This is a genomic window from Streptomyces sp. TSRI0281, from assembly GCF_001905125.1.
In the GTDB taxonomy this organism is placed as follows: domain Bacteria; phylum Actinomycetota; class Actinomycetes; order Streptomycetales; family Streptomycetaceae; genus Streptomyces.
The window spans coordinates 66,759-91,215 of the sequence record NZ_LWLE01000012.1 but is presented as its reverse complement, the minus strand read 5'-3'; the positions used below and the strand labels follow the sequence as shown (position 1 = coordinate 91,215).

23 protein-coding genes and 1 pseudogene are annotated in these 24,457 nt (G+C 71.9%); 13 read left to right on the top strand and 11 right to left on the bottom strand.

The genetic code is table 11. The annotated features are described in order from the left end of the window. Window positions 1-29: 29 nt before the first annotated feature. The 4 genes from A6A29_RS18245 to A6A29_RS18230 all read left to right on the top strand — a co-directional run bounded on the left by A6A29_RS18245 (window position 30) and on the right by A6A29_RS18230 (window position 4,407). Window positions 30-1,190: an aminotransferase class V-fold PLP-dependent enzyme gene (locus A6A29_RS18245; RefSeq protein WP_073721157.1), complete on the top strand. Its 1,161-nt coding sequence runs from the start codon at window positions 30-32 to the stop codon at window positions 1,188-1,190. A gap of 68 nt (window positions 1,191-1,258) precedes the next feature. Further along, window positions 1,259-2,014 (top strand): class I SAM-dependent methyltransferase, encoded by a 756-nt coding sequence (locus tag A6A29_RS18240; RefSeq protein ID WP_073721156.1) that lies wholly within the window; start codon window positions 1,259-1,261, stop codon window positions 2,012-2,014. 100 nt (window positions 2,015-2,114) lie between these two features. Beyond that, window positions 2,115-3,317, top strand: a complete 1,203-nt coding sequence (locus A6A29_RS18235) for an NAD(P)/FAD-dependent oxidoreductase (RefSeq protein WP_073721155.1) — start codon at window positions 2,115-2,117, stop codon at window positions 3,315-3,317. A gap of 172 nt (window positions 3,318-3,489) precedes the next feature. Further along, window positions 3,490-4,407 (top strand): RNA polymerase sigma-70 factor, encoded by a 918-nt coding sequence (locus tag A6A29_RS18230; protein ID WP_073721154.1) that lies wholly within the window; start codon window positions 3,490-3,492, stop codon window positions 4,405-4,407. 46 nt (window positions 4,408-4,453) lie between these two features. Here the strand turns inward: A6A29_RS18230 and A6A29_RS18225 are convergent, their stop codons facing one another. Next, window positions 4,454-5,908, bottom strand: a complete 1,455-nt coding sequence (locus A6A29_RS18225; RefSeq protein ID WP_073721153.1) for a dihydrolipoyl dehydrogenase family protein — start codon at window positions 5,906-5,908, stop codon at window positions 4,454-4,456. A 115-nt stretch (window positions 5,909-6,023) separates the two neighbouring features. Between A6A29_RS18225 and trxA the strand changes: the two genes are divergently transcribed. Further along, entirely contained in the window at window positions 6,024-6,404 is a 381-nt protein-coding gene (trxA, locus tag A6A29_RS18220; protein ID WP_073721152.1) for a thioredoxin, read from the top strand. Between the two features lie 76 nt (window positions 6,405-6,480). On the opposite strand, the gene A6A29_RS18215 is transcribed toward trxA, so the two are convergent. The 3 genes from A6A29_RS18215 to A6A29_RS18205 all read right to left on the bottom strand — a co-directional run bounded on the left by A6A29_RS18215 (window position 6,481) and on the right by A6A29_RS18205 (window position 8,948). Then, window positions 6,481-6,777: a hypothetical protein gene (locus A6A29_RS18215; protein ID WP_073721151.1), complete on the bottom strand. Its 297-nt coding sequence runs from the start codon at window positions 6,775-6,777 to the stop codon at window positions 6,481-6,483. Between the two features lie 61 nt (window positions 6,778-6,838). Continuing rightward, the gene (locus A6A29_RS18210) at window positions 6,839-7,861 is read right to left on the bottom strand and encodes a LacI family DNA-binding transcriptional regulator (protein WP_073721150.1); all 1,023 of its coding nucleotides are present in this window, start codon (window positions 7,859-7,861) and stop codon (window positions 6,839-6,841) included. 145 nt (window positions 7,862-8,006) lie between these two features. Continuing rightward, window positions 8,007-8,948, bottom strand: a complete 942-nt coding sequence (locus tag A6A29_RS18205; protein WP_073721149.1) for a glycosyl hydrolase family 18 protein — start codon at window positions 8,946-8,948, stop codon at window positions 8,007-8,009. Window positions 8,949-9,223: 275 nt separating this feature from the next. On the opposite strand from A6A29_RS18205, the gene A6A29_RS18200 reads away from it, so the two are divergent. Next, complete coding sequence (locus tag A6A29_RS18200) at window positions 9,224-9,691, top strand: type II toxin-antitoxin system PemK/MazF family toxin (protein WP_073721148.1); 468 nt, start codon at window positions 9,224-9,226, stop codon at window positions 9,689-9,691. 118 nt (window positions 9,692-9,809) lie between these two features. Here the strand turns inward: A6A29_RS18200 and A6A29_RS18195 are convergent, their stop codons facing one another. Further along, window positions 9,810-10,646 carry a TIGR02452 family protein gene (locus A6A29_RS18195; protein WP_073721147.1) on the bottom strand — a complete coding sequence of 279 codons (837 nt, stop codon included), beginning with the start codon at window positions 10,644-10,646 and terminating at the stop codon, window positions 9,810-9,812. A gap of 146 nt (window positions 10,647-10,792) precedes the next feature. Here A6A29_RS18195 and egtA point away from each other — a divergent pair, with 146 nt between their 5' ends. From egtA to egtD, 4 genes are read left to right on the top strand one after another with little or no spacing between them, the layout of a single operon-like run. After that, the gene (egtA, locus tag A6A29_RS18190; protein WP_073721146.1) at window positions 10,793-12,130 is read left to right on the top strand and encodes an ergothioneine biosynthesis glutamate--cysteine ligase EgtA; all 1,338 of its coding nucleotides are present in this window, start codon (window positions 10,793-10,795) and stop codon (window positions 12,128-12,130) included. Next, window positions 12,130-13,461: an ergothioneine biosynthesis protein EgtB gene (egtB, locus tag A6A29_RS18185; protein WP_073721739.1), complete on the top strand. Its 1,332-nt coding sequence runs from the start codon at window positions 12,130-12,132 to the stop codon at window positions 13,459-13,461. Before egtA ends, egtB begins: the two co-directional genes overlap by 1 nt. Continuing rightward, on the top strand, window positions 13,461-14,216 hold the full coding sequence (gene egtC / locus A6A29_RS18180; protein ID WP_073721145.1) for an ergothioneine biosynthesis protein EgtC: 756 nt from the start codon (window positions 13,461-13,463) through the stop codon (window positions 14,214-14,216). Before egtB ends, egtC begins: the two co-directional genes overlap by 1 nt. After that, a complete protein-coding gene (gene egtD / locus A6A29_RS18175) occupies window positions 14,213-15,175 on the top strand; it encodes an L-histidine N(alpha)-methyltransferase (protein ID WP_073721144.1) in 963 nt (320 codons plus the stop codon). Before egtC ends, egtD begins: the two co-directional genes overlap by 4 nt. On the opposite strand, the gene A6A29_RS18170 is transcribed toward egtD, so the two are convergent. From A6A29_RS18170 to A6A29_RS18160, 3 genes are all read right to left on the bottom strand, one after another. Next, window positions 15,118-16,038: a lysophospholipid acyltransferase family protein gene (locus A6A29_RS18170; protein ID WP_073721143.1), complete on the bottom strand. Its 921-nt coding sequence runs from the start codon at window positions 16,036-16,038 to the stop codon at window positions 15,118-15,120. The genes egtD and A6A29_RS18170 overlap by 58 nt on opposite strands. Then, complete coding sequence (locus A6A29_RS18165) at window positions 16,035-16,922, bottom strand: GNAT family N-acetyltransferase (protein ID WP_079182837.1); 888 nt, start codon at window positions 16,920-16,922, stop codon at window positions 16,035-16,037. Before A6A29_RS18165 ends, A6A29_RS18170 begins: the two co-directional genes overlap by 4 nt. A gap of 162 nt (window positions 16,923-17,084) precedes the next feature. Next, entirely contained in the window at window positions 17,085-18,338 is a 1,254-nt protein-coding gene (locus tag A6A29_RS18160; protein WP_073721142.1) for an extracellular solute-binding protein, read from the bottom strand. A 205-nt stretch (window positions 18,339-18,543) separates the two neighbouring features. On the opposite strand from A6A29_RS18160, the gene A6A29_RS18155 reads away from it, so the two are divergent. Next, on the top strand, window positions 18,544-18,759 hold the full coding sequence (locus A6A29_RS18155) for a dodecin (RefSeq protein WP_073721141.1): 216 nt from the start codon (window positions 18,544-18,546) through the stop codon (window positions 18,757-18,759). Here the strand turns inward: A6A29_RS18155 and A6A29_RS18150 are convergent, their stop codons facing one another. Continuing rightward, complete coding sequence (locus A6A29_RS18150) at window positions 18,760-19,248, bottom strand: phosphatase domain-containing protein (protein WP_073721140.1); 489 nt, start codon at window positions 19,246-19,248, stop codon at window positions 18,760-18,762. 113 nt (window positions 19,249-19,361) lie between these two features. On the opposite strand from A6A29_RS18150, the gene A6A29_RS18145 reads away from it, so the two are divergent. Together A6A29_RS18145 and A6A29_RS18140 are read left to right on the top strand one after the other, a co-directional pair. After that, window positions 19,362-20,408 carry an MsnO8 family LLM class oxidoreductase gene (locus tag A6A29_RS18145; RefSeq protein WP_385728442.1) on the top strand — a complete coding sequence of 349 codons (1,047 nt, stop codon included), beginning with the start codon at window positions 19,362-19,364 and terminating at the stop codon, window positions 20,406-20,408. 108 nt (window positions 20,409-20,516) lie between these two features. After that, window positions 20,517-22,982: an excinuclease ABC subunit UvrA gene (locus tag A6A29_RS18140; RefSeq protein ID WP_073721138.1), complete on the top strand. Its 2,466-nt coding sequence runs from the start codon at window positions 20,517-20,519 to the stop codon at window positions 22,980-22,982. Window positions 22,983-23,066: 84 nt separating this feature from the next. Here the strand turns inward: A6A29_RS18140 and A6A29_RS18135 are convergent, their stop codons facing one another. Then, window positions 23,067-23,813 (bottom strand): succinate dehydrogenase/fumarate reductase iron-sulfur subunit, encoded by a 747-nt coding sequence (locus tag A6A29_RS18135; protein ID WP_073721137.1) that lies wholly within the window; start codon window positions 23,811-23,813, stop codon window positions 23,067-23,069. Then, window positions 23,810-24,457 (bottom strand): annotated as a pseudogene (locus A6A29_RS46650) (fumarate reductase/succinate dehydrogenase flavoprotein subunit); the annotation flags it as partial. The gene A6A29_RS18135 and the pseudogene A6A29_RS46650, both read right to left, overlap by 4 nt.

The window sequence follows — 24,457 nt, the reverse complement described above, 5'->3', positions numbered from 1 at the left end:
CCTGGGAGGATCTGAGCACATGGCAGGGAATGATCCGTGCCCAGTTCCCGATCATCACCGCGCACCCGGAGCTGGCCTATCTGGACAGCGCCGCGACAGCGCAGAAACCTCAGCCGGTCCTGGATGCCGTCCACCACTACCTCACGACGTCCAACGCGAATGCGGGACGCGGTACATACCCCTGGGCCAACAGCACCACGGCACTGATCGAGCGGGTACGGGAACGCGTCAAGGCGTTCCTCGACGATCCGGACCCCGCCCGCTCCCGGGTGCACTTCGTCAGCGGGACGACCGAGGGGTTACGGGCGGTGGCACTCGACTGGCTGGTGGACGAACTGGCCGACGGTGACGAGATCATCGTTCCGTTCGCGGATCACGAGGCCAACGTCTCGCCCTGGCTGGAGGCCAGGGATGTCCTGGCCCGGCGGAACATCCGGGTCGGCGTCCGGGAGATGCCCTACCAGAAGTCGTCGGGCGACTACGACATCCGCGCGCTGGCCGGAATGCTGACCCGTCGTACCCGCTTCGTCGCGGCCACGCATGTGCACCATGTCTACGGCGGCGACATGAACGTACGCCGGATACGCGAAACAGTGGGCCCGGATGTGCCCATCGCCCTGGACGCCGCTCAGAGCGTCGGCCATCTGCCGCTCTCGCTGCGGGAGTTGGACGTCGACTTCGCCGTCTTCTCGGGTCACAAGGCGATGGCCCTGCCCGGGTCGGGAGCGGTCTGGTCCCGTGGCCTGCGTGGCGCGGAGTTCACCCCGCGCGGCTGGCAGGGCACCCCCAACACCGTCGGCATCGCCAGCCTCGGAGCAGCCCTCGACTGGCTCGACGGCGCCGGGCCGGAGCGTATCGAACAGTGGACCGTCGGCCTGGCTGCCCGCCTCACCGAGGGGCTTCGCGGGCTGCCCCCGTATGAGGTGGTGGGGTGTCAACTGAGTCTGGCGGAGCGGTCCGCGGTGCGGCAGCGCCATGGGATCGTGACGTTCCGCCACTCGGACATCGAGTCGGTGGACCTGGGCTTCATCCTGTTCAGCCACGGGTTCATGGTCCGGGCCGACGGACTGTGTCAGGGGCGCGCCGGAGAGAGGCGCAGCTCGGTCCGGGTCAGCCTGCACGCGTACAACACCCGGGAGGAGGTCGACCGCCTGCTGGAAGTGCTGACTTCACTGGCGCCACCATCATGAAAACCGTTTTCACCTGTAGATTCGGAGTCTCGGGAAGAGAACCGGAAGAGCAGGGGTGGTACCGCACGATGAGCGTCAGCATGCCGACGGCCGAACGGTGGGTGGACCGCTGGGAACAGCAGCAGCAGCGGTACGCGATCGACAGGGAAGAGCGATTCACCGTGGTCGCCGACGTGGTCGAGCACGTGACAGCCGACCATGACCGGCCCCGCATCCTGGACTTGGGCTGCGGTCCGGGCTCCCTGCCCGCGCGGCTCGTCGGGCGCCTGCCGACGGCCCGGATCGTCGCCGTCGACATGGACCCCCTGCTGCTGGCACTGGGGCGCGCCCGCCATCCGAACGCGGCGCGCTATGTCGAGGCGGTCATCGGCGAGGACGGCTGGATCGCCACGCTGGCACTGCGGGGACCGGTGGACGCGATCGTCTCCACCACGGCACTTCACTACCTCCCCGAACAGGTGCTGCGCCGCACCTATGCCGAGCTCACCGCGCTCCTCCGGCCCGGCGGCGTACTGATCAACGCGGATCACCTCTCCCAGGAGGGGGCGAGCGTCGCCGGGATCGCCGAATTCGTCGGGACCCGCCGGGCCGAGCGGCAGCGAGCGTTCGACCACGAGGACTGGGAGGCGTGGTGGGCGGCGATCGCACACGAACCCGAACTGGCGGAACTGTGCGCGCGCAGGCGCCGACGCGGCAGCGAGCACTCCGGCTGCTCCGTCACCGTGGCCCGCCATGTCGAACTGCTGAAGGAGGCGGGTTTCACCAACGCCGGCCCGGTCTGGCAGGTGGGCAACAGCTACGTACTCGTAGCCGTACGGCAGTGACGGTCGGGACCGTCTCCGGGGAGTGATCTGCCTCACACGCTGTCACAAGGGCCGAACACGCGGTGTCTTGAGGCCGAACGCCTCGAACGAAGGAGACACCATGACGGAGAAGACCGATGTGGTCGTGATCGGCGGCGGATACGCCGGTGTCATGACGGCCAATCGTCTGACGCGGCGCGACGACGTGACCGTGACACTGATCAATCCGCGCCCGACGTTCGTCGAGCGGATCCGACTGCACCAAGTGGTGGGCGGGACCCACGACGCGGTCGTCGACTACCGGGAGATCCTGGCCGCGGGCGTCCGGCTGGTCGTCGGCACCGTGACCCGGATCGACGCGGCCGGGCGCGGCGTGACGCTGGCGACCGGTGGCACGGTCGGCTACGACTATCTGGTGTACGCGGTGGGCAGTGGCAGCGCCGACCCGCGGGTGCCCGGAGCGGCCGAGTTCGCCTACCCGCTCGCCGGCCTGGAAGAGGCGCTGCGGCTGCGGTCGGTCCTCGACGCCGCGTCGCCGACGGCCGCGGTGACGGTGGTCGGAGCCGGTCCGACCGGCATCGAGACCGCCGCCGAGCTGGCGGAGGCGGGCCGTACCGTGACCCTGGTCTGCGGCGACGTGCTCGGCCCGTACCTGCACCCCCGGGGCCGACGCTCGGTTGCCGGACGGCTGGCCGCGCTCGGTGTGACCGTGCTGGAAGGCCCAGACGCGAAGGTGACGGCGGTGACGCGTGATGCCGTGCGGCTCAGTGGCGGCCGTGAGCTGCCGAGCGAGGTGACCCTGTGGACCGCCGGATTCGGGGTGCCGGACCTGGCCGCCCGCAGCGGTCTGAGCACCGATGCCTTGGGCCGCCTGCTCACGGACGAGACGTTGACGAGCGTGGACGACTCACGCATCGTCGCGGCCGGGGATTCGGCGGCTCCCTCGGACCTGCCGTTCCGGATGAGCTGCCAGGCGGCGGGGCCGCTGGGCGCGCACGCCGCCGACACGGTGCTCAGCCGGATCGCGGACGAGCGACCCGCACCCATCGAGCTGGGGTTCGCCGGACAGTGCATCAGCCTGGGCCGTCGCGTCGGCATCTTCCAGCTCGCCCACAGGAACGACACGGCGATGCGGTTCCATCTCGGCGGCCGCCCCGGCGCGAAGCTCAAGGAGTTCATCTGCCGGGGCACGGTCAAGCAGTTGGCCGACGAGGCACGCAAGCCCGGTTCGCTCAGCTGGTCGTGGGCCAAGGACGACACACGCCGACACGTACTGGAGGCCAGGCGCGGCGAGGTGCGGGCCGCCGCCGAACCGGCGGCCTGAGGGCTCGTGGCCGGTCCGGCCGGCCGGACCGGCATCGGATGGTGTCACACTCCTGATCGCACCGGACAGGTGCATCGGACCGAACGGCCGCCGGTGGAAAGGACCTTGCTGTGGATGCACGCTCCAAGGCCCTCCGCCACCGGGGCCGACCGCGAAGGAGAGGGGTCGAGACATGAGCGACCACGCCACTGCCCCGGCGACCGGGACGACGGACCCGGCGACCGAGACGTTCGTCGCCCACCGCAACCTGCTCTTCACCGTCGCCTACGAGATGCTCGGATCGGCGGCCGACGCCGAGGACGTCCTCCAGGAGACCTGGCTGCGGTGGGTCGAGGTCGACCTGGAGCAGGTACGCGACCAGCGTGCCTATCTGGTCCGGATCACGACCCGGCAGTCCCTCAACCGGCTGCGCACGATGAAGCGCCGCAAGGAGGCGTACGTCGGTCCCTGGCTGCCCGAGCCCCTGCTCACCGCGCCGGACGTGGCTCAGGACGTCGAGCTCGCCGAGAGTGTGTCGATGGCGATGATGCTCGTCCTCGAAACGCTGTCGCCGACCGAGCGCGCGGTCTTCGTGCTGCGCGAGGTCTTCGACGTCGGCTACGACGAGATCGCGACGGCCGTGGACAAGAGCCCCGCGGCCGTCCGCCAGATCGCGCACCGCGCCCGCCGGCACGTCGATGCCCGCCGCCCTCGCCAGGTGGTCCCCCCGAGCGTGACCAGCGCGGCCCTGGAGTCGTTCCGGCGCGCGCTCGAAACCGGGGACCCGCAGGGCCTCCTCGATGTGCTCGCCCCGGAGATCGTCCTGATGAGCGACGGCGGCGGCATCAAGCAGGCCGCGCTGCGGCCGATCACCGGCGCCGGGAAGGTGGCCCGCTTCATGATCGGCGGTCTCGGCAAGAACAAGCGCCCGATCACCGTGACTCCCACCGTGGTCAACGGCAGCCCGGCACTCCTCGTACATCTGGACGGGGAGATCGACGGCGTCGTGGCCGTCCGGGTCGAGGACAGCCGCATCACCGGGCTCTACTACGTCCGCAACCCGGAGAAGCTGTCCCGCGTCGCATCCGAGACCCGGCTCACCCTGCGATGAGTACCGGGGCGGAGTCGGGCGACCGGCCGCCGGGCCACCCGCGCGGCTACGCGTCCCGGTACGCCTCCAGCAGCCGCAGCCACACCTCGCTGATGGTCGGGTATGCCGGGACCGCGTGCCACAGGCGCTCGATGGGCACCTCGCCCGCGACCGCGACCGTCGCCGAGTGCAGCAGTTCGCCGATGCCGGGCCCCACGAAGGTGACGCCGAGCACGATCTCCCGGTCCAGGTCGACGATCATGCGGGCGCGGCCCCGGTACCCGTCGGCGTACAGGCCTGAACCCGCCACCGCGGCCAGGTCGTGGTCGACCGCCCGTACCCGGTGGCCGGCCTCTTCGGCCTCGGCGAGGGTGAGGCCGACCGAGGCCGCCTCCGGGTCGGTGAAGACGACCTGGGGGACGGCGGCGTGATCGGCGGTGGCCGCGTGGGCGCCCCAGCGGTCGCTCTCCAGCAGGGGGACGCCCTGGGCGCGGGCGGCGATCGCGGCGCCCGCGATACGGGCCTGGTACTTGCCCTGGTGGGTCAGCAGCGCCCGGTGGTTGACGTCCCCCACGGCGTACAGCCAGGTGCTGCCCTCGACACGGCAGCTGTCGTCGACCGTGAGCCAGGAGCCGGGTTCGAGGTCCACCGTCTCCAGGCCCAGATCGTCGGTGCGGGGTGCCCGGCCGGTGGCGAAGAGGACCTCGTCGGCCTCGATCCGCTCGCCGTTGTCCAGCTCCACGGTGACCGGTCCGTCCTGACCGGCCCGGTGCACGGCGGTGGCGGACACTCCGGTACGGATCGTCGCACCGGCCTCGGTGAGCGCCTCGGCGACCAGCTCGCCCGCGAACGGCTCCATCTTCGGCAGCAGACCCGTGCCCCGGATCAGCATCGTCACCTCGGACCCCAGGGCCTGCCAGACGGTCGCCATCTCGACGCCCACGACGCCCCCGCCGACGACCACCAGCCGGGCGGGCACCTCCTTGGCGCTGGTCGCCTCGCGGCTGGTCCAGGGCCGGGCGTCGGAGATCCCGGGAAGGTCGGGGACGACGGCCCTGCTGCCGGTGCAGACGGCGACGGCGTGCCGGGCGGTCAGCCCGTGTTCCGTACCGTCCGGGGCGGTGACGGTGACCTTTCTGGTACCGGTGAGGCGGCCCGTGCCCCGGTAGACGTCCGCGCCGATACCGTCCAGCCAGGCGGCCTGGCCGTCGTCCTTCCAGTGCGAGGCGTACGCGTCGCGGTGGGCCAGGACCGCCCCGACGTCCAGGGGGCCCTGCACGGCGGCGCTCAGGCCCGGGACGCGGCGTGCGTCGGCCCGCGCGACGACAGGGCGCAGCAGAGCCTTGCTGGGCATGCACGCCCAGTACGAACATTCGCCGCCGATGAGCTCCGACTCCACGACAGCCGCGCTCAGACCGGCCGCGCGGGCCCGGTCGGCCACGTTCTCCCCCACCGGCCCCGCACCGATCACCACGACGTCGTACTCGGTGTTCTCCACTGCGCCCTCCACTGCTTCGGTCATGCGAACAGTCTGATCGTGGGTGTGCGCCACGGCCACATGGGAAGGCGGAATAGCGCAGGAGCGGTCACCGTTGTGCGGGACACGTCCAAACGGGCACAGGAAGAGGTATCACAGCATGAGCACCGTAGAGCTCACCAAGGAAAACTTCGATCAGGTCGTCAGTGACAACGACTTCGTGCTGATCGACTTCTGGGCTTCCTGGTGCGGCCCGTGCCGGCAGTTCGCACCGGTCTACGACTCGGCGTCCGAGCGCCACCCCGATCTGGTCTTCGCCAAGGTCGACACGGAGGCGCAGCAGGAGCTGGCGGCCGCCTTCGAGATCCGGTCCATCCCGACGCTGATGATCGTGCGGGACAACGTGGCCGTGTTCTCCCAGCCCGGTGCGCTGCCCGAGGCGGCCCTTGAGGACGTCATCGGACAGGCCCGGAACCTGGACATGGACGAGGTACGCAAGTCCGTCGAGGCCCAGAAGCAGGAGCAGCCGGAGCAGCAGTAGGGCTTTTCGCGGCGCAGCGCCCGGGATGAGGGCCGGTCCGGACGGACCGGCCCTCATCGCTGTCCGCGACGGCGGATCAGCTCCGGGTGTTCCTGTCGGTGCCGCTGTCCACGCTCTTCTCGGAGATCCTGACGGAGAGCCCGTAGTCCAGCTCCGCGCCGTCGACCAGGAGCGCCTCCACGGTGCGCGTCGCCGGGTCGATGTCCGCCACCATGCCGTCGCCGGCGTAGCGGGGGTAGCCCGACTCCCCCGTCCGGCCGGTGGCCGCCACGACCGCGGAGCGGATGGCGCGGCCGGGCCGGGGGGCGTCGTCGGTGCCGGACTTCTCGAACTCGGGGACCAGCAGGATCTCGTAGCTCTGCGGATGGCTCATGCCTTCGACGCTAGACATCCGTCGTGTCCCGCGCATGTCGTCGCTCCGCGCGGCGGCCCGGTCAGCTGGATTCGCGGGGGACGGCACGGGTGCGCAGCAGGTCGTGACGTTCCGGTGTTCCGCCGGGGTGCTGCGTCAGCCGGTCGATCATCTCGGCCAGGGGCTGTTGCGTCGCCAGCTCCATCCGGACGGTGCTCAGTCTCGGCCGCAGGAGTCTGCCCAGCATCAGGTCGTCCGCGCCGATCACCGCTGTTTCGCGCGGCACCTCGATGCCTACGTCCTGAAGGGCTCTTGTCAGCAGCATCGCGTACTCGTCGTTGTAGGCGAAGACCGCGTCCAGGCCGAGCGCGCGCCAGCGGGAGGCAAGGCCGGCCGCCGACTCCTCCTCGTAGCGCAGCGGCAGCGGCTGGATGCGGGCGCCCGCCGGTTCCGCCGCGCGCAGTGCTCCGGCCAGGCGTGGTTCGGCGAACGGGGCGAGGCCCGGCTCCTGGGGCATGACCACGCCGATCCGGCGGCGGCCGCGTCCGAGGAGATGGCCGACGGCACAACTGCCGACCTCCCGCTGGTCGATGACCAGCGCGTGCGCACCGTCGACGGGTTCCGGGCCCAGGGTGACGACCGCCTTGGCTCCGGAGCGGGTGAGCACGGCTATGCCGTGCGGGGTGAGGGCGACACCGGCGGGTGCGACGACGGCGACGGGCCGGAGTTCGGCCCAGGCCCTGGCGGCCTCGTCGGCGCCGAGGCCGACGCTGCCGTACTGGACGACGGTGTAGTCGAGGCGGCGCAGGCCGGACTGGAGTTCCTGGAAGAAGTGGTGGTGCGCGGGTCCGGCCGGGGCGTGTCCGGCGGGCAGCAGCACCATGCGGGTATGTCCGGCGCGCAGACTGCGCGCGGCCGCGTGGGGCACATAGCCGAGCTGGGTGGCGGCTTCTCTGACTCTGTGCCGGGTGGGTTCGCTGATCCGTACGGTGGCGTTGTTGTTCAGTACGTACGACACGGTGGCCCTGGAGACTCCGGCGAGTCGCGCCACGTCGGCGCTGGTCGGAACGGAGACTGCGGCGGGCTGTTTGGGTAACTGGCTCATGGCGTCGGGCAGTCTTCCAGACCGGCCGGGCCGGGGAACGGTCCGGGGCCCTGTACCGCGGGGACGGGGCCCTGTGTACCGCGGGGCCGGGGCACCGGCCGCACCGGGCCGGTGGCGCGGTGTGAGGACTGTACGTGGAGCGGACTCAGCCACGGGCCAGTACCGGCCACAGTTCCGGGTCCTCGAAGTTCAGGGCCCACAGCGCCGTGTTGCGGACGCCGTGGCGGCGCAGCACCGGCAGATGCGTGGCGACTCCGCGTGCGTCCTGGTACCAGACCTCGCGTCGCTCCGTGCCGTCCAGGTAGGTGAAGTACGGCGTCCCCGAGACCTCGTCGAGCCGGTAGGGCGCGCCCTCCTTGCGGCGCAGCGCTTCGGCGTCCTTCCAGGTCACGTGCTTGGTGGCGGTCTTGCCGCCGCTCGTGGACCAGTCCCAGCCGTAGGCGGGGAGCCCCATCTCCAGCTTGGCGGCCGGGACCAGGTCGGTGGCGCGGGTGAGGATGTCCTCGTACCAGCGGGTGTCGGCGATCGGTCCCGGTTCACCGCTGGACCAGTGCAGGTTGTAGGCCATGATCCGCATCCGGTCGGCCACCTTGCCGATCGCCGCGTAGTCCCAGATGCGTCCGGTGGTGGCGGTCTTCGGGAAGACGGTGATCACGCACTTCTTGCGCAGGCTGTGGAGCCGGTCGCACAGGTCGGTGGCGAGCGCGGTGAAGCCGTCGCGGACCTTGGCGTACGTGGCGTCGCCGGTGGCGGCGATGGACTCGTAGTCGAGGTCGAGCCCGTCGTAGTCGCGGCTGCGGACCGTGCGCGTCAAGGCGTCGGCGTGCTCCGCGCGCCGGGTGGGACTGGTGAGGATCGCGGCGAGAGCTCCGGACTTCATCGTCTCCATGACCGTGGGCACGACCTCGGCGCCCGCCCGGTGCAGTCCGTCGATGATGCGGCGCTCGCCCGCGCCGGGGTGGGCGTCGATGCGGCCCGCCGAAATGGCCTGGTACCAGAAGGGGCTGACGGTGTGCAGCTGGTCGGCGTGGAGCAGGGCATCCTGATACGCGCCCTCCTGGTCCCAGTAGGGCAGCCAGGCCGACACGGTGCGGGGAGGGGCGGCCGCGCCGCCTCCCGCCGAACCGGAGTCTGACCCTACGGTTGAGGGTGAGGGTGTGCGTGTGGGGGCCGGTTGTCCTGAGGGCGACGATGCTGACGCACCGGCAGGCGCCGCGGGGAGCAGGGCCGCTGCCAGGAGCGCGGCGACGGTGGCGGTTCTGGACAGGTGGGTGAGGACGGCGAGGGCCATGAGGTCGACCTTGCGGCCTGTTCGGCGGACCCGCTCCACGGAATGGGCCGTCCAGGTCCTACGGTGATGCGATGACGTTCCACCACGGCACATACAGCACCGACAGCTCTTCCGACTTCCCCGGCCGCAACGGGCCGGCCGCGACCGCTGAGGCCGACCCGCGCGACGCGGGTCCGGTCCGCACCTCGTACGCCCCCGACCGTGACGGCGATCCCGATCCCGGCGAGATCGTCTGGACCTGGGTGCCGTTCGAGGAGAACAACGGGCGCGGCAAGGACCGGCCGGTACTCGTCGTGGCCCGCGAGCAGACGGGCACCCTGCTCGCCGTCCAGCTCTCCAGCAAGCAGCACGACCTGGACCGCGAGTGGGTGGCGCTGGGGGCGGGCCCCTGGGACAGCTCGGGCCGGCCGTCCTGGGCCGATCTGGACCGGGTGCTGCGGGTCCACGAGGACGGGATGCGGCGGGAGGCGTGCGCGCTGGACCGGGACCGGTTCGATCTGGTCGCCGTGCGGCTGCGGGAGCGGTACGGCTGGAACTGACCGTGACCGCGGCAGCGCACCGTACGACCCGGAACCGGGCCCGGACCCGGACCGGACCCGGCCCCGCCGCCGTACACCCGGCCGTGACGGCGCCAGCGCGCCGCGACGGTGCTCCGCCCTACGCCTGGACGCGTCCGGCGAACGTCCGGGTGAACGCGGCCCGGACCGCGGAGTCGGGGTCGCGGTCCAGGATGCCGAAGACGATCTGCTCGAAGTGGCCGCCGAACCGGCCGCCGTCGGCGAGCAGCGCGTGGAAGGCGCCCGCCACCCGGGCCGGGTCGTTCTGGAAGACGCCGCAGCCCCAGGCACCCAGCACCAGCCGGCGGTAGCCCCGTACGGCCGCCACCTCAAGGACCCGTTCGGCGCGGCTCGCGAGCGCGGCCGGAACGCGGTGCGCCTCGTCCGGGGTCTGCCGGCGGATCACTCCGGCGTTGGGCGCGGGCGATGTGAGGAACCCGGCGGTGTACGGGAGGTCGAGCAGCCGGCCCCGGTCGTCGCGGAAGACGGGCACCCCGGGCGAGTGGATCACCCGATCGGTGTAGAAGGCGCTGCGTTCGCTTCGGTGGTGCGCGTAGTACTCCGGGGCGCGCAACAGGGTCGCGTGGAGCGCGGAGCCACGGCACAGGGCCTCCTCCTGGGCCTGCGCGCCGTTGAGGTAGCCCCCGCCGGGGTTGCGGGCCGAGGCGTAGCTGAGGACGGCGACCTTGCCCGCCGCCTCGCCGGTCATCCGGCGGGCCGCCCGGAGGCTGCTCTCGTCCGTCACCTCGATGACCGGGACGCGGTCGGTGTCCAGGGCCGCGACGGGCACCGGCTCGGGGCCGTACAGCCGGGTGCCGGAGAGCGCGGCCGTCAGCGCGCGCTCGATGGAGACCTCGTGGCCCTCTGCCGTGCGGTACCGGCCCGCCTCGACGATGGCCTCGGTCTCGCGGGCGATGCCGCGCAGTCGTGCGCTCATGGGCGCGTCCCCGTGTGGTGCATACGGGGCATGCTCGACCTCGCGACGGCATGGACGCAACCGTATTTTTGTCGGGCAGAGGCAGTCTTGTGCGATCTCACTGGAGGGGTTTGGGTGGTATCGATGTAACCGAAGAGGAGGCCCGTATGCCCCCGGACAATCCCGGTGAACACGGCACGCTCCCGCCCGCCGACGCCCCCCTCGGGGAAGGCGAGGCGGAGGATCTACTGCGCGGCATCTGCTTCAAGACAGGTCCGCCCCGCACCGTGGGCGTGGAAGTCGAATGGCTCATCCACGACCGTGAACGTCCTGACGTCGCGGTGTCCCCCGAGCGCCACGAGGCCGCCGTCGAAGCGGTCCGCGCGCTGGAGCTGAGCGCCCCGCTGACCTTCGAACCGGGTGGTCAGCTGGAACTCAGCTCGCTACCCGCGGACTCCCTGATGGCGTGTGTGGAGGCCACCGCCGCCGATCTGGCCGCCGTACGCGACAGCCTCGGGCGGCTGGGTCTCGCACCGGTCGGTCTGGGCGTCGACCCGTGGCATCCACCGCGACGCAGGCTGCTGGAGCCGCGTTACGAGGCCATGGAGAGGGCGCTCGACCGCTCGGGCCCGTACGGCCGGGCCATGATGTGCACCTCCGCGTCCGTCCAGGTCTGTCTGGACGCCGGGGTGGAGGAGCCGGGGCCGCTCGGCTACGGACGGCGCTGGCAGCTGGCGCACCTGCTGGGCGCGGTCCTGGTGGCCGCGTTCGCCAACTCCCCCTACCAGCAGGGGCGCAGGACCGGCTGGCAGTCCACGCGGCAGGCCCTGTGGACGCATCTCGATCCGGTACGTTCACTGGCCCCGCCCGGCCATCTCCCCCCGCGCGACGCCTGGGCCGCCCACGCGCTCGACGCGACCGTGATGTGCATCCGTGGCGACGAAGGACCGTGGACCGTGCCGGAGGGGCTCACCTTCCGGGAGTGGATCCGCGGCGGCGCGCCCCGGCGGCCGTCGCACGCCGATCTCGAATACCACATCACCACCCTCTTCCCTCCGGTCCGCCCGCGCGGGCATCTCGAACTACGCATGATCGACGCGCAGAGCGGTCCGGACGGATGGCTGGTGCCGCTCGCCGTCACCACCGCCCTGTTCGACGACCCGGAGGCCGCCGAGACCGTGTACCGCACCGTCAAACCGCTGGCGGAGACGGCGGGCACACCCGCCGCACCCCGCAACCGGCTCTGGACGACGGCCGCCCGGGACGGCCTGGCCGACCCCGAACTGCGGGCGGCGGCCGCCACCTGCTTCGAGGTCGCGCTGGAGGCACTCCCCCGGATCGGCGCGAGCCAGGCCGTGCAGAACACCGTGGCGGCCTTCAACGACCGGTTCGCCGCCCGGGGCCGATGTCCGGCCGACGATCTGCCCGACCCCACGGGGCCGGGCGCCGGGGCCGCATGGGCCGCGGGGACCACGACGCCGCACTCCGGAAGGGGAACCTCCTGATGACCGACGCGCATGCCGTACCCGGCATCGACCCCGAGGTGCTGCGGCGTCGCGCCCTCGACGCGCTCCTCGCCGCCCGCGCACGCACCGCGCTGCTCACCGACAGCGTGGAGGACGACGAACTGACCGCCCAGCACTCCCCGCTGATGTCGCCGCTGGTCTGGGACCTGGCACACATCGGCAATCAGGAGGAGCTGTGGCTGCTGCGCACCGTGGGCGGCCGGGAGGCGATGCGGCCGGAGATCGACGGGCTGTACGACGCCTTCGAGCACCCGCGCGCCGCCCGGCTCTCCCTGCCGCTGCTCGCGCCCGCCGAGGCACGCACGTACGCGTCCGAGGTACGGGGCAGGGCCCTGGACCTGCTGGAGGGCGCCGCACTGCACTCGGGCGGGCGCCCGCTGGAGCGGGCCGGGTTCGCCTTCGGCATGATCGCCCAGCATGAACAACAGCACGACGAGACGATGCTGATCACCCATCAGCTACGGGCGGGACCGGCCGCGCTGACCGAGCCGGAACCGCCTCCCCCCACCGGCACCGCGGCACTGCCCGCCGAAGTCCTGGTCCCCGCGGGGCCGTTCACCATGGGGACGTCCACCGAGCCGTGGGCCCTGGACAACGAGCGGCCCGCACACCGGCGCGAGGTGGCCGCGTTCCTCCTCGACACGGCACCGGTCACCTGCGGCGCCTACCAGCGGTTCATCGAGGACGGTGGATACACCGACGCCCGTTGGTGGGCTCCCGAAGGCTGGGCCATGGTGCGTGAACACGCGCTGTCCGCACCGCTGTTCTGGCACCGGGACGCCGGTCAGTGGCTGCGCCGCCGGTTCGGGGTCACCGAGCCGGTGCCCGCCGACGAGCCGGTGCTGCACGTCAGCTGGTACGAGGCCGACGCGTACGCCCGCTGGGCGGGCAGGCGGCTGCCCACGGAGAGCGAGTGGGAGAAGGCGGCCCGCCACGATCCGGCGACCGGGCGTTCCCGGCGCTATCCGTGGGGCGACGAGGATCCCACCGCGGACCGGGCCAACCTGGGCCAGCGCCATCTGCGCCCCGCGGCGGCCGGCGCCTACCCGGCGGGCCGTTCGCCGTCCGGAGCGGGCCAGTTGATCGGCGATGTGTGGGAGTGGACGTCCAGCGACTTCCTCCCGTATCCGGGCTTCGCGGCCTTCCCGTACCGCGAGTACTCGGAAGTGTTCTTCGGTCCGGCCCACAAGGTCCTGCGCGGGGGCTCGTTCGCCGTGGACTCGGTCGCCTGCCGGGGCACGTTCCGCAATTGGGACCTGCCGGTGCGACGCCAGATCTTCTCGGGCTTCCGTACCGCGAAGGACGCGTGATGTGCCGTCATATCGCCTATCTGGGACCGGCGGTGACGCTCGGCGAGATCCTCCTCTCGCCCCCGCATTCGCTGGTGCGCCAGTCCTGGGAACCGCGGCGGCAGAAGTACGGCACGGTCAACGCGGACGGCTTCGGCGTGGGCTGGTACGCGGACGGCGACCCGGTGCCCGGCCGCTACCGGCGCCGTGGCCCGGTCTGGGGCGACGAGACCTTCGCCGATCTGGCCCGCGTGGTGCGCAGTACGGCGCTGCTCGCCGCGGTCCGCGACGCCACGGAGGCGGGGGCGGACGGGGAGGCCGCAGCCGCTCCGTTCGCCGCGGACCGGCTGCTGTTCAGCCACAACGGGGCGGTCAGGGGCTGGCCCGGATCGCTCGCGCCGCTGTCCGCCGCGCTGCCCCCCGCCACCCTGCTGACGCTGGCCGCCCGCAGCGACTCCGCGCTGATCTGGGCGCTCGTGCGCCACCGGATCGCCGAGGGCGACGCCGTGCCGCAGGCCGTCGCGGACACCGTGGGAGACATCGCGGCCGCGGCACCCGGCTCACGGCTGAATCTGCTGCTCACCGACGGCTTCACGATCGTGGGCACCGCGTGGGGCGACTCCCTCTGGTATCTGCGGGCCCCGGGCCTCCGCACGGTGGTGGCCTCGGAGCCGTACGACGACGATTCCCGCTGGCAGGAGGTTCCCGACCGCACGCTGCTGGTCGCCACCTCCACCGACATCCTGCTGACCCCGCTCAAGGAGCCCACCGCGTGAGTCCTTTTCTGCTGACCCGCACCCTGCCGGTGGACGCGACGGACGCGGCGCTGCGCGCCGACGTGCTCAGCGGCCTGACCCGGCACCCGAAGACCCTGCCGCCCAAGTGGTTCTACGACGCGCACGGCAGTGAGCTGTTCGAGGAGATCACCCGGCTGCCCGAGTACTACCCGACGCGTGCCGAACGGGAGATCCTGCTGGCCCGTGCCCCGGAGATCGCCGCGGTCTCCGGGGCCAGGACCCTGATCGAGCTGGGTTCGGGCTCCTCCGAGAAGACCCGGCACCTGCTGGACACGCTGAGCGGCCTGCACAGCTATGTGCCGGTCGACGTCAGCGAGAGCGCGCTGACGGGCGCCGCCGAGTCGTTGCTCGCCGAACGTCCGGACCTCTCCGTACACGCGCTGATCGCCGACTTCACCGGCGGCCTGGCGCTGCCGGGTACACCGGGGCCGCGGCTGGTCGCCTTCCTCGGCGGCACGATCGGCAATCTGCTCCCGGAGGAGCGTGCCACCTTCCTGCACTCCGTACGGTCGCTGCTCTCCCCCGGCGACGCGCTGCTGCTCGGCACCGATCTGGTGAAGGAGGAGGGCGCGCTCGTGGCCGCGTACGACGACGCGGCCGGGGTGACGGCGGCGTTCAACAAGAACGTGCTGAGCGTCGTCAACCGGGAGCTGGGGGCCGACTTCCCGCTGGACGCGTTCGACCATGTCGCGGTGTGGGACCCGCGTGCCGAGTGGATCGAGATGCGGCTGCGCGCCCGGCGGGCCCTCACGGTGAAGATCCCGGAGCTGGACCTGGTGGTCCCCTTCGAGGCCGGTGAGGAGATGCGTACGGAGGTGTCGGCGAAGTTCCGTGAGGAGGGGGTGCGCGAGGAGCTGGCCGTCGCGGGGCTGCGGCTGGATCAGTGGTGGACGGACTCCGCGGGCCGGTTCGCGCTGTCGCTGGCCACGGCTGTCTGACCGGCGCCCAGGACAGCGGCACGGGCCGCGCGCGCCAGTGCTCGTCTGCCGGGCTCGCCGGCCGAGGGCACCGGTTCCAGGACCCGGATCTCGGCGGTGAGCCCGGCGGCCCTCACCACCCGCCACAGCGAGGCGGCGAGCGGGTCGTCCCCGACGAACGCGACGGCCCCGGCGACGGCGCCCGTACCGCCCCCGGAGCCGTCGGCGGCTCCCGCGCCCCCGGCGGTGTCCCGGCAGCGGCGGTGGACGCGGTAGTCGATACGGACGGGGCGTACCCGCGCCCCGGCGTCGATCGCCGCCTGGAACACGGCGGGCGCGAACCGGCCGCCGGCGCCCTGGCCGCACCAGGTGCTGCCTTCGGGGAACGCGACCACCCGCGCGCCGGAGCGCAGCGCCCCGGCGACCGTCCGCACCGCGCCCGGCAGGGCGCGCAGCCCGTCACGGTCGATGAACAGCGTGCCGCCGAGCGCCGCGAGCGGGCCGAGCAGCGGCCAGTTCCTTATCTCCTTCTTGCCGAGCATCCGTCCGGGCAGAGCGGCGGCGACGAGCGGGATGTCCAGCCAGGAGACATGGTTGGCGACGACGAGCTCGCCCGCACCCGCCGTGTCCCGCCGCACCGGCCGGCCGCTGAGGGTCGCCCGTACACCGAAGGCGCGTACCACCGCGTACGCCCACCGGCGGATCAGCCGGTCGCGGTGCGCCGCGCCGAGCAGTAGTACGGCCGGGACGCACGCCGCGCCGAGCAGGGTGAGCGCGCACCCGGTGAGCAGCAGGGCGGCGGCGGGCAGGAATGCCCGTACCGCCCCGTGGTGCCCTGTGCAGTCGTGCGGGGTACACGGGGCGACGGGCAGCCAGACACTCATCGCAGCGGGGCGAGGGAAAGGAAGTGGCGCAGGTAGCGCGGGTCGGTGCGGCGCAGCGACAGCAGGACGTAGAGGTCGGCGACGTTGAAGTCCGGGTCGTACGCCGGGGCTCCGCACACCCAGGCGCCGAGCCGCAGGTAGCCGCGCAGCAGGGGCGGGAGGTCGGCGCGGGCGCCGCCGCTGCCCGTGGGGTGCCCGGAGGCGTCCCAGAGGCGGCGGGGGGTGACCCAGTACTCCTCGGGCGCCAGGTGCTTCGTGCGTACGGTGTCCCAGCTGCGGGCGGCCAGGGCACCGCCGTCGGCGAGCGGTATGGAGCAGCAGCCGGCCAGCCAGGTGTGGCCGGAGCGCTCCATGTAGCGGGCGAGTCCGGCCCAGATGAGGGCGATGACGGCGCCGTCGCGGTGCGCGGGGTGGACGCAGGAGCGGCCGACCTCGACCAGGTCGTCCCGGATCGGCCCGAGCCGGGAGAGGTCGAACTCGCTGTCCGCGTAGAGGCGTCCGGCGATCCGGGCCCGTTCGGGCGGCAGCAGCCGGTAGGTGGCGATGACGTCGCCGGTGGCCGACTCCCGTACGAGCAGGTGGTCGCAGTACGCGTCGAAGGCGTCGCTGTCCAGGCCGGGCTCGGGACCGTCCAGCCGGGCGCCGAGCTCACCGGCGAACACCTGGTGGCGCAGGCGCTGTGCGGCGCGTACGTCGTCCTCGTCGACGGCGAGGGAGACCCGGTAGGCGGGGGCGGAGGGGGCGGTCGCGGGGGGAACGGCGCCGGAAGGAGCAAAGGGAGAGGTCGCGGAGGGAGCGGGGCCGGTGGGCCGGTCCGGGATCCGGGTGAGCGGGGCGGGCCGGTCCGGGACCGGGGCGAGCGGGGCGGTGGGCAGCACGGTCATGGCAGTCTCCGGGGACGGATCAGCAAGGGCGGCCGCCGGGCCGCCGCGGTGCGCGACGGCCCGACCCCTTACTTCTTCCGTGACCGACTGGATTTGACATGACCGCTACGGAGAGCGGGGATGTGCGACGGCTGAATCCCGCGCGTCCCTTCCTCCCGCGGCTCAGCCGCCCGCGAGCAGCGCGGTGATGCGCTCCGCGGCCGCGTTGGCCTCCTCGGCCGGATCGCCGCCCTGGAGGACCGCCGTCATGTACGGCTTGATCGGGTTCTCGGCCTCGACGGCGGCCCACTGGGGCGAGTTGGGGGTGGCACGGCCCCGGGTGGCTCCGACGGCCATCGCCGCGGTGCCCTCCTCGCCCTCGATGACATGGGCGAGGCTCGGCTTGTTGGGCACGTAACTCATCGTCCGGGCGAGTTCGGTCTGCCACTTCTCGCTCGCCAGCGCCTTGACGACCTCGATGCCCGCGCTGCGCTGGTCGGCGTTCTTCGGAACGATCAGGTCCGAGCCGCCGGTGAACACGGAGCCGGGTGACTTCGCGGTCTTCCCGGGGATGGGGAAGTAGCCGAGCTTTCCCTTGAGTTCGGGATTCTTCTGCTCGATGAGGGAGGCGGCCCCGGGCACCGCGATGATCTGCGCGACATCGCCCTCGGCGAAGACGTCGGTCTGCGGGGGCTTCTCCTCGTCGGCGTCCAGGGGGCCGTCGCCGAGCGCCTGGAGTTCCTTGTAGAACCGCATGCCCTTGAGCGCTTCGGGCGAGGCCAGGGCGCCCTCCCAGTCGCCGCCGTTCTCGTCGGCCAGCTCTCCGCCCTCGTCCCAGATGAACCCGGCCAGGACGTACCAGTTCTGGCCCGCGAGGTACATGCCCTGATTCCCGTTGGTGTTGAGTCTCTCGCTCGCCTCGATCCACGCGTCGCGGGTCTTCGGCGGAGTCTCGACGCCGGCCTGCTCGAAGATCTCCTTGTTGTAGATCACCACCCGGTTGGCCGCGTACCAGGGGATGCCGTACTGAACGCCGTTGATGCTGCCCGGCTGGGCGAGTCCGGGCAGCCAGTCGTCGCTGCCCAGGTCCCGCATCGATTCGAGGGTGAGATCACGCAGCCCGCCGCTCTCCGCGTACTGCGCCACCTGGGTGTTGCCGACCTCGATGACGTCCGGGGCGTCGTCCCCCTTGAGCGCGGTGATGATCTTGGGGCTGATGTCGCTCCATCCCTGGATCTTGAACTCCAGTTCGACGGAGGGGTGCGCCTCCTCGTACGACGCGGTGAACTTGTCCAGGAATCCCTGGGAAACGCTGTCCTTCATCAGCCAGACCGTCACCGTGCGGCCACCGGAGCCGGAGTCCGAGAAATAGCCACATCCACCGAGCGCGACGGACGAAACGAGCGCGACGGCTCCGGCGAGTATGCGGTTCTTCACTAGGTCACCTTCTGCGAAACGGCACGACGGAATCAGAACCCGGTGTGGGGGGACTGCGGCGGCATCGCTCGCACGGGTGTGTGGCTGGATTTTGGTATGGACCATTCATAAGGTCAAGGCCCGGACAGAGGCCGGTCGGCCGGGCCCTCCCTCTCGCGCGGCACCCCGGATTGAGGCACCGTGGTCACAGGAAAGGAGACATACCATGCCTAATCACACCTATCGGGTGACCGAAATCGTAGGAACCTCCGAGGAGGGAATCGACGCGGCGATCCGCAACGGCGTCGCCAGGGCTTCGGAAACGTTGCACAATCTCGACTGGTTCGAGATCAGTCAGGTGCGCGGGCATATCGAGGATGGCCGAATCGCGCACTACCAGGTCGGGCTCAAGGTCGGTTTCCGGCTCGACGAAAACGCCTGATCAGGTACGCCCCTCACGCTCCTGCGCATCCTTCAGCGATGCGTGGGCCTCCGCCCAGTCGGCCCTCACCACAGTGAATCCGGCCACCTCGGCGGCATCGCAGACCAATGCGTCGTCATCGACGAAGACCCGCACCCCGCGCGCCCGGCCCAGCCGCTTCAGGATGTCCAGTTTGGTGCGGCGGGCCGGCCGTCTGTCGCCGTTGCGCCGCATGTGCAGGCTGCCCTCGGGCAGCCCCTGCCGGGCCAGCCAGTCCACGGTGTCCCGGCGGCAGCGTTCCGGCCGCCCGGTCAGATAGACGATCTCGCACTCCTCGGCACTCGTCAGCGCCAGAGCCACCCCGTCCCGCAGCGGCGGATCGTCGACGGCGGCGGTGAAGAAGCTGTCCCAGTCCTTCGTCCGCCCTTCCAGGAAGTGCTGCCGGTGGGCAGTGTCGGCAAGTGTCCCGTCCAGGTCGAAAACGGCCAGAGGCCGCGCGTCGTCGCTCACTCCCCCAGCTTAGGGAGGCCGGCGGCCGAGGGCTGTCCCGCCAGGGACGGCGGGACAGCCCTTGGGTGCGGGAATCCTGGCGGGCCGCAGACGTTGAACACTGCGTGAGCTCTGTGATCGCGTCGACCCGTTTCTCCGTCCTGGACCGTTCCCGCACCCGTGAGGGTCACGACGGCCCGGAGGCCCTGCGCGAGACCGTGCGGCTGGCCCGCGAGGCGGAGATGCTGGGCTATCACCGCTTCTGGGTCTCCGAGCACCACAGCGTGCCGGGGGTCGCGGGTTCGGCGCCGACCGTGCTGGCCGCCGCCGTGGCCGCCGCGACCTCCACCATCCGGGTCGGCACCGGCGGCGTGATGCTGCCCAACCACCAGCCCCTCGTCGTCGCCGAGCAGTTCGGGGTGCTCGCCTCGCTGTTCCCGGGGCGGATCGACATGGGCCTCGGCCGTTCCGTGGGGTTCACCGACGGCATCCGCAGAGCACTGGGCCGCGACAAGCAGGACGCCGAGGACTTCGCCGGGCAGCTCACGGAACTTCTCGGCTGGCTGGACGGCACCCAGCGGGCCCACCCCCAGGTGCACGCGCTGCCCGCGGAGGGGCTGCGCATCCCCCCGTACGTGCTCGCGACCGGCGAGGGCGCGGCGATCGCGGCGGCGTCCGGGCTGCCCCTGGTCGTCGGTGATCTGCGCGGCCGGGAGAGGCTGCTGCGGGCCATTGAGGGCTATCGCCGGGACTTCCGGCCCTCCGCCTGGTCGACGGAGCCCTACGTGGTCGTCGCGGGCACGGTCGCGGTCGCCGGGACGGAAGAGGACGCGCTCCGGCTCCTGATGCCGGAAGCCTGGTCCATGGCCTACTCCCGCACCCATGGCACCTTCCCGCCGCTGTCACCCGCCGAGCACATCGAGGCGCTCACGATGACGGCGAAGGAACGGAGCCTGTTCGAACAGGGGCTGCGCGGACACCTCCACGGCACCGAGGAGCAGGTGGCCGCGCAGCTCGACACGGCCATCGGGGAGACCGGCGCCGACGAAGTGCTGGTCACCACCAGCACCCACGACCGTCAGGGGCTGCTGGACTCCCTGACACGGCTGTCCAGGATCACGGGCGGACCGGCCTCCCACGGGCCGCACACGCACAGCCCCGCTCCCGCCGTGCGCGCGTGACCCCGCCCTCGTCACTCATCTGACGCGGCAACGGCCGGGGTGCCTAGAATCGAACCGCATACCCCAAATTTCCCACCCCGCCCAGATTCCGTACGGAGCCACGCCCCGATGCCCACCCCCCACGATCCGTACGTCCGCGTGCGCGGCGCCCGGGAGCACAACCTCCAGGACGTCCACGTCGACATCCCGCGCGACACCCTGACGGTCTTCACCGGTGTGTCGGGCTCCGGGAAGTCCTCGCTGGCGTTCGGGACGATCTACGCCGAGGCCCAGCGCCGCTACTTCGAGTCCGTCGCCCCGTACGCCCGCCGGCTGATCCACCAGGTCGGCGCTCCCGCCGTCGGCGAGATCACCGGGCTGCCGCCCGCGGTCTCCCTGGAACAGCGACGCTCCGCGCCCGGATCGCGTTCCTCGGTGGGGACGGTCACCACCCTGTCCAACTCGCTGCGCATGCTGTTCTCCCGGGCCGGGGACTATCCGGGGGGCGCCGAGCGGCTGGACTCCGACGCGTTCTCGCCGAACACCGCCGCCGGGGCCTGTCCCGCGTGCCACGGGCTCGGCCGCATCCACCGCACCACCGAGGAACTCCTCGTACCGGACCCTTCGCTGTCGATCCGGGACGGGGCCATCGCCGCGTGGCCGGGAGCCTGGCAGGGCAAGAATCTGCGCGACGTGCTCGACGCCCTGGGGTACGACGTCGACCGGCCGTGGGGGGAGCTGGCGGCCGGGGACCGGGAGTGGATCCTGTTCACCGACGAGCAGCCGGTGGTGACGGTCCATCCGGTGCGCGACGCGGGCCGCATCCAACGCCCTTACCAGGGTACGTACATGAGCGCGCGGCGCTATGTGATGCACACGTTCGCGGACTCCAAGAGCACCACGCTGCGGGCGAAGGCGGAGCGGTTTCTGACCAGCGTGCCGTGCCCGGTCTGTGCCGGCAGCAGGCTGCGGCCCGAGGCGATGGCCGTCACCTTCGGCGGGCGGACGATCGCCGAGCTCGCCGCGCTCCCCCTCGCCGATCTCGCCGGGGTGCTGTCCCGCGCGGGCGGCGAGGAGACGGCGCGGGTGCTGACGGCCGATCTGCTGGCCCGCATCGGGACGGTGACCGAGCTGGGTCTCGGCTATCTCAGCCTGGACCGTACGGCTCCGACGCTGTCCTCGGGCGAGTTGCAGCGGCTGCGGCTCGCCACCCAGCTGCGATCGGGGCTCTTCGGGGTCGTGTACGTGCTGGACGAGCCCTCGGCCGGGCTGCATCCGGCGGACACCGAGTCGCTGCTCGCCGTGCTCGGCCGGCTGAAGGAGTCCGGGAACACGGTGTTCGTGGTGGAGCACCAGATGGACGTGGTGCGGCAGGCGGACTGGCTGGTCGATGTGGGTCCGCTGGCCGGGGAGCACGGCGGGCAGGTGCTGCACAGCGGACCGCCCGCGGGGCTCGCCGACGTGGCCCACTCCGCGACGCGACGGTTCCTGTTCGACGAGGATCCGCCGCCGGCACGGGAGCCGCGTGCGCCCACCGGGTGGCTGCGGCTGGACGGGGTGGACCGGCACAATGTGCGGGGCGTCGACGCGGCGTTCCCGCTCGGGGTGTTCACCGCGGTGACCGGTGTCTCGGGTTCGGGGAAGTCGACCCTGGTCGGTCAGGTGCTGGCCGGGGTACTGGCGGACCGGCAGGCTTCGGCCGGCGCCGGGCTGCCCGAGGTGCGGGTGGCGCGGCACTGCGCGTCGGCGCAGGGGCTGGAGGCGGTGGACCGGCTCGTCCAGGTCGACCAGAAGCCCATCGGCCGTACGCCCCGGTCGAATCTGGCCACGTACACCGGTCTCTTCGATGTCGTACGGAAGCTGTTCGCGCAGACGGAGACGGCGCGGGCGCGCGGATACCGGGCGGGCCGGTTCTCCTTCAATGTGCCGGGCGGGCGGTGCGAGACCTGTCAGGGCGAGGGGTTCGTCTCCGTGGAGCTGTTGTTCCTGCCCAGTACGTACGCGCCCTGCCCGGACTGCCACGGCGCGCGCTACAACCCGGCGACGCTGGAGGTCACGCTGCGCGGGCTCACCGTCGCGCAGGTGCTGGACCTGACGGTGGAGTCGGCCGCCGGGTTCTTCGCGGGGACCGCCGCGGCCGAGCGCAGCCTGGGCACGCTGCTCGATGTCGGGCTGGGCTACCTGCGGCTGGGCCAGCCCGCGACGGAGCTGTCGGGCGGCGAGGCCCAGCGGATCAAGCTGGCCGCGGAGCTCCAGCGCACCGGGCGCGGGCACACGCTGTATCTGCTCGACGAGCCGACGACCGGGTTGCATCCGGCCGATGTCGAGGTGCTGATGCGGCAGTTGCACGGGCTGGTGGAGGCGCGCAACACGGTGGTCGTCGTGGAGCACGACATGGCGGTGGTGGCGGGTGCGGACCATGTCATCGACCTGGGGCCGGGAGGCGGTGACCAGGGTGGCCGGATTATCGCGACGGGCACTCCGGCCCAGGTGGCACGGGCGGCGGGCAGCCGGACGGCCCCGTATCTGGCGAAGGCGCTGCGGCTGGGCCCCGTACCGGGCGAAGGCCCGGCGACCGGCCCCGGGGCGCGGTGACTTCGTGATCGGCTCCTGACGCGCAGGGCCCGGAGGCGGGCGGCCTCCGGGCCCTGGGGTCAGGGGCGTTGTGTGCCGGTCGGGTCAGCGGCGGACCTTGCGCGTCGCCCGCAGCCACTCCTTGTTCATGGCGGCGATCGACGGCAGCGGAATGCCCTTCGGGCAGGCCGTGGCGCACTCGCCGGTCAGGGTGCAGCCGCCGAAGCCCTCCTCGTCCATGGTCGCGACCATGTCCAGGACGCGGGTCTCGCGTTCGGGTGCGCCCTGCGGCAGCACATTGAGGTGGTTGACCTTCGCCGAGGTGAAGAGCATCGCCGAGCCGTTGGGGCAGGCCGCGACGCACGCGCCGCAGCCGATGCACTCGGCGTGCTCGAAGGCGAAGTCGGCGTCCGGCTTGGGCACGGGGGTGGCATGCGCGTCCGGGGCGGTGCCGGTCGGGGCGGAGATGTAGCCGCCGGACTCGATGATCCGGTCGAAGGCGGAGCGGTCCACGACCAGGTCCTTGACGACCGGGAAGGCGGCGGCCCGCCAGGGCTCGATGTCGATCGTGTCGCCGTCCCGGAAGGACCGCATATGGAGCTGGCAGGTGGTGGTGCGCTCGGGTCCATGGGCGTCACCGTTGATGACGAGGCTGCACGCGCCGCAGATTCCTTCGCGGCAGTCGTGGTCGAAGGCGACGGGCTCGTCCCCGCCGAGGATGAGCTCCTCGTTGAGGGTGTCGAGCATCTCCAGGAACGACATGTCCTGGGAGATGCCGTCGACTTCGTAGGTGGCCATGGCGCCGGGCGTCTCGGCGTTCTGCTGGCGCCAGACGCGCAGGGTGAGCTTCATGCGTAGCTCCGCTGGGTGGGGTGGACGTACTCGAAGACGAGGTCTTCCTTGTGCAGGACGGGGGCTTCGCCGGTGCCGGAGAACTCCCAGGCGGCGGCGTAGGAGAACTCCTCGTCCCGGCGGGCGGCCTCCCCGTCCGGGGTCTGTGATTCCTCGCGGAAGTGGCCGCCGCAGGATTCGGCGCGGTGCAGGGCGTCGAGGCACATCAGCTCGGCGAGTTCGAGGTAGTCGACGACGCGGTTCGCCTTCTCCAGCGACTGGTTGAACTGTTCGCCGGTGCCGGGGACCTTGATGCGGCGCCAGAACTCCTCGCGGATCTGCGGGATCCGTTCGAGGGCCTTGCGCAGTCCCTCCTCGGTGCGGGCCATGCCGCAGAACTCCCACATGAGTTCGCCGATCTCGCGGTGGAAGGAGTCGGGGGTGCGGTCGCCGTCGACGGAGAGCAGCAGATTGATGCGGTCCTCGGTCTCGGCGACCGCCTCGGCGACGGCCGGGTGGTCCGCGTCGACCGTCTCCGTGTGGGGGTTGCGGGCGAGGTAGTCGTTGATCGTGGACGGCAGGACGAAGTAGCCGTCGGCGAGGCCCTGCATCAGCGCGGAGGCGCCGAGCCGGTTGGCCCCGTGGTCGGAGAAGTTCGCCTCGCC